The organism is Protofrankia sp. CiP1_Cm_nod3, from assembly GCF_982290655.1.
The window spans coordinates 1-9,729 of sequence record NZ_CEVIVD010000107.1 but is presented as its reverse complement, the minus strand read 5'-3'; the positions used below and the strand labels follow the sequence as shown (position 1 = coordinate 9,729).

At 71.3% G+C, this 9,729-nt stretch carries 7 protein-coding genes; 6 read left to right on the top strand and 1 reads right to left on the bottom strand.

Annotated features, from left to right (window positions below):
- The first annotated feature begins 634 nt into the window (after positions 1-634).
- From AC5LUJ_RS17935 to AC5LUJ_RS17910, 6 genes are all read left to right on the top strand, one after another.
- Positions 635-1,801, top strand: a complete 1,167-nt coding sequence (locus AC5LUJ_RS17935) for a thiolase family protein (protein WP_250292226.1) — start codon at positions 635-637, stop codon at positions 1,799-1,801.
- Between the two features lie 81 nt (positions 1,802-1,882).
- A complete protein-coding gene (locus tag AC5LUJ_RS17930; RefSeq protein ID WP_250283750.1) occupies positions 1,883-2,644 on the top strand; it encodes a 3-hydroxyacyl-CoA dehydrogenase in 762 nt (253 codons plus the stop codon).
- A 30-nt stretch (positions 2,645-2,674) separates the two neighbouring features.
- Positions 2,675-3,385, top strand: a complete 711-nt coding sequence (locus tag AC5LUJ_RS17925; protein ID WP_250283748.1) for a TetR/AcrR family transcriptional regulator — start codon at positions 2,675-2,677, stop codon at positions 3,383-3,385.
- 232 nt (positions 3,386-3,617) lie between these two features.
- Positions 3,618-4,475, top strand: coding sequence for a hypothetical protein (locus AC5LUJ_RS17920; protein WP_250292229.1), 858 nt, complete (start codon positions 3,618-3,620; stop codon positions 4,473-4,475).
- A 704-nt stretch (positions 4,476-5,179) separates the two neighbouring features.
- Entirely contained in the window at positions 5,180-7,414 is a 2,235-nt protein-coding gene (katG, locus tag AC5LUJ_RS17915) for a catalase/peroxidase HPI (protein WP_250292225.1), read from the top strand.
- Positions 7,415-7,763: 349 nt separating this feature from the next.
- Entirely contained in the window at positions 7,764-8,615 is an 852-nt protein-coding gene (locus AC5LUJ_RS17910) for a DUF72 domain-containing protein (RefSeq protein WP_250283745.1), read from the top strand.
- Between the two features lie 141 nt (positions 8,616-8,756).
- Here the strand turns inward: AC5LUJ_RS17910 and AC5LUJ_RS17905 are convergent.
- The coding region (locus tag AC5LUJ_RS17905; RefSeq protein ID WP_493465342.1) for an alpha/beta fold hydrolase at positions 8,757-9,729 on the bottom strand (973 nt) is incomplete at its 5' end.

Here is a 9,729-nt window from a genome sequence, read left to right as displayed (position 1 = left end):
GGGCTGGCCGGCGCCGAGCAGGCGCAGGGCCCGCGCGCGTTCCTCGGCCGTGCCGACCAGGCTGACCAGCGCGTCGGTGGCACCGAGGGCGCCGAGCGGCACCGAGGGCGCGGGCTGTCGCACCGGGCACGGCGCTGCCGGCGGGATCGGATCCCGTGCCGGTGGCGCCGGGGACGCGGCGTCCGTCGACGACCTCGCGGGCGACGAGATCCCGGACGGTGGTTCGGAAGCCCACGTGGTCCCGCTCGTGGCGCGTGCGTTCCGCCGTGGAACTCCCTGGTCGGGGGTGGCCCGATCGGGACAGAAAGAAGTCTTGTTTATCGATCGCTAAGATGGCCGGGGTGAACGATAGAGCAGGCGGGATGGGGGTCAATCCCCCGAAGGGGGAAAATCCTCTCCGTTACTTCAATTGTGATGACGGTTTCTGCCGGTCATCGGCTGTGGGGCTCGTTGCGGTCGCTGGCGGCGGGATCACGTCCACCGCTTGACGCGCCTGCCACTGGAGCCTAGCGTCCCTGTTTATCGATCGATAAATAAATGATCGTGGTTTGCCTGGGAGGCCCGTGGAAGCCGGCCCGTGGAAGCCGAGAGACCGGCCACGGACGGGTCCTCTCACCGCTGAGAGGAGCGCGGGATGAGCGACGCCGTGATCGTCGACGTGGTACGGACCGCGTCCGGCAAGGGCAAGCCGGGCGGGGCGCTGTCCGGTGTCCATCCGGTGGACCTGCTCGCGGGCGTGCTCCAGGCGCTCATCGAACGCACCGGCATCGACCCCGCCCTGGTCGACGACGTCATCGGTGGCTGCGTCTCGCAGGCCGGCGAGCAGGCGGCCAACATCACCCGGAGCGCGCTGCTCGCCGCCGGGCTGCCCGAGTCGGTGCCCGGCGCCACGGTCGACCGTCAGTGCGGCTCCAGCCAGCAGGCGGTGCACTTCGCCGCCCAGGGCGTGCTCGCGGGCGCCTACGACGTGGTCATCGCCTGCGGTGTGGAGTCGATGAGCCGGGTACCGATGGGCTCCCCGGCGCAGGGGCAGGACACCACCGGGACGCTGCTTGCCCGGCGCTACCCCGAGGGCCTGGTCCCGCAGGGGGTGTCCGCCGAGCTGATTGCCGCCCGCTGGAAGCTGGAACGCCAGGAGCTGGACGCCTTTTCGGCCCGCTCCCACCAGCTGGCCGCGGCCACCGCCGCCGCCGGCGGCTTCGACCGGGAGATCGTGCCCGTGGGCGGCCACCGGGTGGACGAGACCGTACGCCCCTCCACCACCGTGGCGGGGCTGGCCGGGCTGAAGCCGGCCTTCCTCGGCGTCCCCTCGGCGGCCCGCTTCCCGGAGATCGGCTGGCACGTCACCCCGGGCAACTCCTCCCCGCTCACCGACGCCGCCTCGGCCACCCTGATCGTCAGCGCCCGGGCCGCCGAACGGCTGGGCCTGCGCCCCCGGGCCCGGTTCCACGCCTTCGCCGTCACCGGCTCGGACCCGGTGCTGATGCTCACCGGTGTCATCCCGGCCACGCAGAAGATCCTCGCCCGGGCCGGGCTGTCCATCGACGACATCGACGCCTACGAGGTCAACGAGGCGTTCGCGCCCGTCCCGCTGGTGTGGCAGCGCGAGCTGGCCGCCGACCCGGCGAAGCTCAACCCCCGCGGCGGCGCGGTCGCGCTCGGCCACGCCCTGGGCGCCTCCGGTGTCCGGCTGCTGGCCACCCTGGTCAACCACCTCGAGGCGACCGGCGGCCGGTACGGTCTGCAGACCATGTGCGAGGGCGGCGGGATGGCCAACGCCACCATCATCGAGCGCCTGTAGCCGGGCCGGACGCCGTACAGACAAGCGGGACGCCCTCCCGGAACACCGGGGAAAGACCGCACTCCGTGGGAGGAAAGCTCCGTGAACATCGAAGGCAGTGTCGCGCTCATCACCGGCGGGGCCTCCGGCCTGGGCCTGGCCACCGCGTACCGGCTGCTGGACGCCGGGGCGTCCGTGGCCCTGGTGGACCTGCCGTCCTCCGACGGCGCGGCCGTGGCCGCCAAGCTCGGGGACCGCGCCGTCTTCACTCCCGCCGACGTCACCAGCGAGCAGGACGTCACCGCGGCCCTCGACATCGCCGGGCAGCTCGGGCCGGTACGCGTCGCGGTCAACTGTGCCGGCATCGGCACCCCCGGCCGGGTGCTGGGCAAGGACGGCCCCCTCTCCCTGGAGCTGTTCACCCGCGTGCTCAAGATCAACCTGATCGGGACCTTCAACGTCATCCGGCTGGCCGCCGCCCGCATCAGCGCCCACGAGCCCGTCGACGGCGAGCGCGGGGTCATCGTCAACACCGCGTCGGTGGCCGCCTACGACGGCCAGATCGGCCAGGCCGCCTACTCCGCGTCCAAGGGCGGCGTCGTCGGCCTCACCCTGCCCGTCGCCCGCGACCTCGCCGGCCGGCAGATCCGGGTGGTCACCATCGCCCCCGGCCTGTTCGAGACCCCGATGCTGGCCACGCTGCCTCAGGAGGCCCGCAGCTCCCTGGGCGCGCAGGTGCCGCATCCCAGCCGGCTCGGCCGTCCCGAGGAGTACGCTGCCCTCGTCCAGCACATCGTGGACAATCCCATGCTCAACGGTGAGGTCATCCGCCTGGACGGCGCCATTCGCATGGCCCCCCGATGATTTCCCCGGTGATTCCCTGAGGAGTCCCGCGTGAACACGGCACCGGATACGGCCGCCGGTGCCGCGAGGCGGTGGCGCGAATACCCACCGCTGAATCTGCACCCGGTGCTCAGGCACGCCATGGAGGCGTTCCACGAGCACGGCTACCACGGCACGTCGGTGCGCGACATCGCCCGCCGGGTCGGGGTGACCGTCCCGGCCCTCTATTACCACTACGAGAACAAGCAGGCCCTGCTGGTCACCCTGATCGAGACCTCCATCCGCGACGTCCTCGACCGCTGCCGGGCCGCGGTGGCCGAGGCCGGTGACGACCCGGCGGCCCGCTTCTCGGCCATGGTCGAGTGTGTCGTGCTCTACATGACCAACCGTCACCGGCTGGCCTTCCTCGACACCGAGATCCGCAGCCTCGAGCCGGAGAACCGGGCCCGGTACGTCGCGTTGCGTGACTATCTGGAGCACATGCTGCTCGACACGGTCGAGGCGGGTGTCGCCCAGGGCCACTTCACCACCCCCATCCCGGCCGACGCCAGCCGGGCGGTCCTGACCATGTGCCAGAGCGTGTCCATCTGGTATTCCCCGGACGGGCCGCTGCCGCCGGAGGCGATCGCGCAACGGTACGTCCTGCTCTGCCTGAGCACGGTCGGCTACACCGGCGACCACCCCCTCGGGCCGGGCCGGCCGGCCGGCGGCCAGCGCGGCCGCCCGCGGGCGGTCACCGGCACCCGCGACGCTTTCCGGTAACTTCGACGTACGCGGGGGGATCGCTTCCAGCCGTCCCACGCCGGTCTCGAGAAGGGCCCCCGGGCGCCTGTCAGGGACGCCAGCCGCCCTTTGTTTTTCCCTGTTTCCCCCTGCTGATGGAGGGACAGCCCCCCTACAGGGGAGGTTTCGCTCCCGTGACACCTCTTAACGTCCGGAGTGACGGCCGTCATATTTGTGATGGCTCCGGCGAAGGAGGCCCTCATTGGGACGCATGCCGCGGGACGTGGTGTCACACGAGCTCGATCTGCTCTGGCAGTCGATCTTCACCTGGGTGAGCTGGGCTCTCGTGCTCGGTATGATCATGGTCGCGCTCTATCTGTGGCGTAGGGAGCGGACGCCGTTCTATCTCTGCGCGCTGCTCGCGGCGGGCGTCGGGGCGTTCGCCGAGCCGCTGTACGACGTCGCCTTCGACCTGTGGTTCTTCGACGCGGACGCCGCCGGCAAGCCGGGCGCGATGTGGTCGCACTTCAGCGCCTTCGGCGTCGTGCAGCCCAACTGGACGCACAGCGGCTACATCATCCTGTACGCCGCCGTCGCGCTGTACGCCGGGCGCCGGATGTACGAGGGCCGTCTGAGCTACCGGGGGCTGTTCGCGATCTGGGGGGCGGAGATCCTCACCTCGTGCGTCTTCGAGACGATCGGCACCGGCGTCGACGTCTACACCTACTACGGCCCCTACGAGCTGCGGATCTGGAACTACCCGGCGGTGATCGGCGTGCTCGAGGGCACCCAGACGGTCCTGTTCACCGTCCTGGCCGTGCAGATCTGGCGGCGCGTCTCCAGCCCCTGGGGCCTGGCCTCGCTGTTCGCCGCCTTCCCGATCACGATGTTCGGGGCGAACTTCGGTATCGGCAGCCCCATCATCATCGCGCTGCACCTGGACGGCGAGGACTTCTCCCGTGGGCTCGTGTGGGCCGCGACCTTCCTCACGATCGCCCTGTGCGTCCTGGCCATCCACGGCGCGTCGAAGTTCCTTCCCCGGCCCCGCGCGGCCGCCGAGCCCGACGGCCTGTCCGTCCCGCCACGCGAGCGCGCCGCTGGGGTGACCGTTGGCGCGACCGCGGCGTGACCATGGCGTGACCGCGGCATGACCGCGGCGTGACTACGCCCGCCACCCGGAGGGGCTCGGCTTGAGACCAGCGTCCCTCCGGGCCGGCGGTCTCTGGCCGCGGGAGCCCGGGGCCTTCGCGTCCGCGCCATGTTCCGGGACGCGGGCCCGGGCCGTTCCGGATCAGAAAGCATGCCCTCTGGATTCTTGACTGATTCCAGAAAACGGGCCAGGGTCGGGGACGTGACTACGGCCGTGGACCTCCGGCAGATACCGCGCGGGGCCACCCTGCGCGCGGCCCGTCCTCGGATGGCGGTGCTGAGCGCGGTGCGGGCGCGTCCGTGCGCCGCAACGGACCCGCTCGCCGGCGCCGTGCGCGGGCATCTGCCCGGGGCGTCCCACCAGGCCGGGTACGACTCGCTGCGTGCGCTGACGGCCACGAGCCCGGTGCGGCGCGTCCGTCCGTCCGGCTCCGTGGCTCTCGCTGCGGGTCGCGGGCAGGGGACGGCCATCACCATGTCGTGTGCCGGGTCGTGCGCCGGTCATCCGGCGTCATCGCCGACGTCGGCCGCGCCGTTGGTGAGGTGCCCTGCCCGGCCGCGTCCGACGGCCGCGGCTTCTCGACCGACGAGGCCGGGGTCATCCGCTGGGGCCTGCGTACCGGCTGCTCCACCGCACGCAGTTCCTGACCGCCCCTGATCCGCCTAGGCCCGGGAGGAATCTCAATGTCCGAGAACCACGATGCGGTCGTATACGACACAAACGCGGAGAGTAGTGGTAGTCGCCCGGCCGCGAACGGGCGTGTCCCGCACCCCACCCAGGGCGGCGGGAACCGCGGCTGGTGGCCGAACCGGCTCAACCTGAGGATTCTCGCCAAGAACCCCGAGGTGGCCAGTCCCCTCGGCAAGGAGTTCAGCTACGCCGAGGCGTTCCGGACCCTCGACCTCCCCGCCGTGAAGCGGGACGTCGCCGAGGTCCTGACGACCTCGCAGGACTGGTGGCCGGCCGACTACGGCCACTACGGCCCGTTCATAATCCGGCTGGCGTGGCACAGCGCGGGCACGTACCGCATCAGCGACGGCCGCGGTGGCGCCGGTGCCGGCCAGCAGCGCTTCGCGCCCCTCAACAGCTGGCCGGACAACGCGAACCTCGACAAGGGCCGCCGCCTGCTGTGGCCGGTCAAGAAGAAGTACGGCCAGCAGCTCTCCTGGGCCGACCTGTTCGTCCTCGCCGGCAACGTGGCCCTGGAGTCGATGGGCTTCACGACCTTCGGCTTCGCCGGCGGCCGTGAGGACGTCTGGGAGCCCGACGAGGACGTCTACTGGGGCCCCGAGAGCGTCTGGCTCGGCGACGAGCGCTACACCGGTGACCGGGAGCTCGAGAACCCCCTCGCCGCGGTCCAGATGGGCCTCATCTACGTCAACCCGGAAGGCCCGAACGGCGTCCCGGACCCGGTCGCCGCGGCCCGCGACATCCGCGAGACGTTCCGCCGGATGGCGATGAACGACGAGGAGACGGTCGCCCTGATCGCCGGCGGCCACAGCTTCGGCAAGACCCACGGCGCGGCCAGCCCGGACGAGCACATCGGCCCGGAGCCCGAGGCCGCCCCCATCGAGGAGCAGGGCCTCGGCTGGAAGAACACCTTCGGCACCGGCAAGGGCGGGGACACGATCACCAGCGGGCTCGAGGGCGCGTGGACGCCTACCCCGGTGACCTGGGACAACAGCTTCCTCGAAACCCTGTTCGGCTACGAGTGGCAGCTGACGAAGAGCCCTGCCGGGGCGTACCAGTGGAAGCCGGCGGACGGCGCCGGCGCCGGCACCGTCCCCGACGCCCACGACCCGTCGAAGCGTCACGCCCCGACAATGCTGACGACGGACCTCTCGCTGCGGCTCGACCCGATCTACGAGCCCATCGCCCGGCGCTTCCTGGAGCACCCGGACCAGTTCGCGGACGCGTTCGCCCGGGCGTGGTTCAAGCTGACGCACCGCGACCTGGGGCCGGTCTCGCGTTACCTCGGCCCGGAGGTCCCGGCCGAGCCGCTGCTGTGGCAGGACCCGGTCCCGCCGGTGGCCCACGAGCTCGTCGACGCCGCGGACGCCGCCGCCCTCAAGGAGCGGATCCTCGCCTCGGGCCTGTCCGTCTCACAGCTGGTCAGGACCACCTGGGCGGCGGCCGCGTCGTTCCGCGGCAGCGACAAGCGCGGCGGCGCCAACGGCGCGCGCATCCGCCTCGAGCCGCAGCGCGCCTGGGAGGTCAACGAGCCCGACCAGCTGGCCGTGGTCCTGCGCGCCCTCACGGGGATCCAGGAGGCCTTCAACGCCGCCCAGACCGGTGGCAAGCGGATCTCGCTCGCCGACCTGATCGTGCTCGCCGGTGACGCCGCGGTCGAACGGGCCGCCAGGAACGCCGGCTTCGACGTCGAGGTCCCCTTCACGCCGGGACGGACCGACGCGTCGCAGGAGCAGACCGACGTGGAGTCGTTCGCTGTGCTCGAGCCGGCCGCGGACGGGTTCCGCAGCTACCTCGGGAAGGGCCAGCACCTGCCGGCCGAGCTCCTGCTGATCGACCGGGCGAACCTGCTGACCCTGAGCGCCCCCGAGCTGACGGTCCTCATCGGTGGTCTGCGTGTCCTGGGGGCGAACTACGGGCAGTCGCCGCTCGGGGTCCTCACCACGGCCCCCGGGACGCTGACCAACGACTTCTTCGTCAACCTGCTCGACCTGGGCACGACGTGGGAGCCGACGTCCGAGGACGCGAACACCTTCGAGGGCCGCGACAGTGCCACGGGCGAGGTCAGGTGGACCGCCAGCCGCGTCGACCTCATCTTCGGCTCGAACTCCGAGCTGCGCGCGCTCGCGGAGGTCTACGCGAGCGACGACGCGCGGGAGAAGTTCGTGCGCGACTTCGTCGCGGCGTGGACCAAGGTGACGAACCTCGACCGGTTCGACCTCACCTGATCATGATCAGGTCATGACCTGATCGAGGCCCGGTCCTGACATCCTGGTCAGCCGGCCGGCCGGCCGGCCCGCGCCGGCCCCGGCTGACCAGGACGTTCCCGTTCCCGTTCACGGACCGGTCGGCCGGCTGGTCCGCGACGTGAACCGGCCGTGCCCAGCCGGCGTCTGGCCGGTGCTGGAACAGGAGCTGGGGCCCGGAGACGTGCGTTCCGTCGCCGGGGCGGGCCCGGCGCCTGGATACAGTACGTCCGTACAGGTATGTGTGCTGCGTGTGTCACGGTCGAGACCTGGAGGGCGAGCTCGGGCCCGGCTGTCATGGGCGCGGCTCGTTCACGGAGGGCTCGGGGCCATGCGTCTTCACGTGGGATGCGCGATGTGGACGCACAGGTCATGGCAGGGGCGTCTGCTGGCACATCCGCTCCCGTCCCACGAGCGTCTGCGCCACTACGCGAGCTGGTGCAACGCGGTCGAAGGAAACACGACGTTCTACGCGACCCCGGCCAGCGACACCGTGGTTTCGTGGGCACGGCAGACCGGCCCCGACTTCCGGTTTGTGATCAAGATGCCAAAGGTCATCACGCACGAACGCCGTCTCACGGACGTCGACGAGGCGCTGCACGCCTTCCTGGCGGCGATCGAGCCGCTCGGCCCACGGGCCCATGCCCTCTGGATACAGCTGCCGGGGTCGTTCGCTCCTGCCGACGTCCCCGCGCTCGCCCGCTTTCTGTGCCGGCTCACCAGGTCCCACCGGTACGCCGTGGAGGTCCGTCACCCCGCGTTCTTCAACGATCCTCGCGCGGCGCGGCTCCTCGAAGCGGCGCTTGCCACCGTGGCCGCCGAATGGATCCCATTCGACACCACCGCATTCTTCCAGAGCCCTCCCAGCAGCGATGCCGAACGGGACGCATGGACGAGGAAACCGCGCCTGCCGCTGCGGCCGCTCGCGTTGACCGACCGGCCGATCGTCCGCTACCTCGGCCGCGACGCCGCCGAGCGGACGATCGAGGGCTGGCAGCGTTGGATCGACATTGTCGCCGGATGGCTGCGTGAGGGCCGGTCACCCACCGTTTTTGTCCATACTCCGGACAACGCCGACGCACCGCCGCTCGCCCGCCGCTTCCACGACGAGGTCCGGGTACGCGTGCCCGGACTCGACGCGCTGCCCCAGCCGATACCGACCGAGCCCCTGACCCTTTTCTGACGCGGCGCGGGGGACGGTTTCCCGCGGCTCGCGGATTCCCCGCGAGCCGCGGATCCATCCCGGATGGAGGCGGTTCCCCCTTCGAGGACGGGGCAGATACTGTCTCCGGTCCTCGTCCTCGAAAGGGCTGGCCACGGGCTTTCAGCTTCCCTGGGTGGGACGACGCCGGCCGGTTTCTTCGAGCGCGGCGGCCAGAATCGGCCCGAGCTGGGCCAGTGCCTCGGGCCGCATCATGTGATGGTGCGTGCTTGCGATGGCGTGGATGGTGATCATGCCACCGACGTACGGCTGCCATGCCCGCGGTGTCGGGTGGTCGTCAGGCGGGCTGTCGGGGGCGGGCTGGGCCGCGGTGAACAGCAGCAGGTCCCCGTCGAAGCGGCCGGGGGTGAATCCCCGCAGCAGCCGGACGTTGTTGTTGGAGACATCGATGACGGCTGCCAGTGCGCGCTCTTCCAGGAGTTCCGCCGGAATGGTGCGCTTGCGGCGTAGGAGGTCCATCACGCGGTCACGGTCCAGTTCCTCGTCGAGTGGCCCCTCTTCGCTGAGGCCGGCGGCGTCGAGGAGGAGAGTGAGGACGTCCCGTTCGCTGAGCGGTGCCGCTTCTTGCGAGGATTCCGCCCCGAGGGGATAGGCGTCGAGCAGGGCCAGGAGCGCGACCTGCTCACCGGCGCGTTGGAGCTCGGCGGCCAGGGCATGGGCCACCACACCGCCGAAGGACCAGCCGAGCAGGTGGTAGGGCCCGGCCGGTTGGGCCGCGCGGATCTGCTCGAGATAGTCGGCGACCATCTCCTCCAGGGTGGCCGGCAGCTCTTCCGGCCCGGCCAGGCCCCGTGCCTGCAGGCCGTAGAGCGGATGGTCCGCGAGGTAACGCGCCAGCCCGATATAGGGCCAGCTGATACCGCCAGCCGGATGGACGCAGAACAGCGGAGGACGGCTGCCGGTGGGACGCAGGGGCAGCAGGACCTCCAGCATGCTCCCGCCGGTGGCGGGGCTGGCGCCGCTGGTGGTGGTTTCGATGGTGGTGGCGAGGAGGGAGTGGCCGCCGTGGTCGAAGAAGTTGTCGTCGGGGCCGATGGTGGGGATGCCCAGGACGGTGGCGAAGAGGGTGCAGAGG

Coding starts and splice junctions, on each gene's coding strand:
- AC5LUJ_RS17910 (WP_250283745.1), top strand. CDS start 7,764: ATGCGTCTTCACGTGGGATGCGCGATGTGGACGCACAGGTCATGGCAG.
- AC5LUJ_RS17935 (WP_250292226.1), top strand. CDS start 635: ATGAGCGACGCCGTGATCGTCGACGTGGTACGGACCGCGTCCGGCAAG.
- katG (WP_250292225.1), top strand. CDS start 5,180: ATGTCCGAGAACCACGATGCGGTCGTATACGACACAAACGCGGAGAGT.
- AC5LUJ_RS17920 (WP_250292229.1), top strand. CDS start 3,618: ATGCCGCGGGACGTGGTGTCACACGAGCTCGATCTGCTCTGGCAGTCG.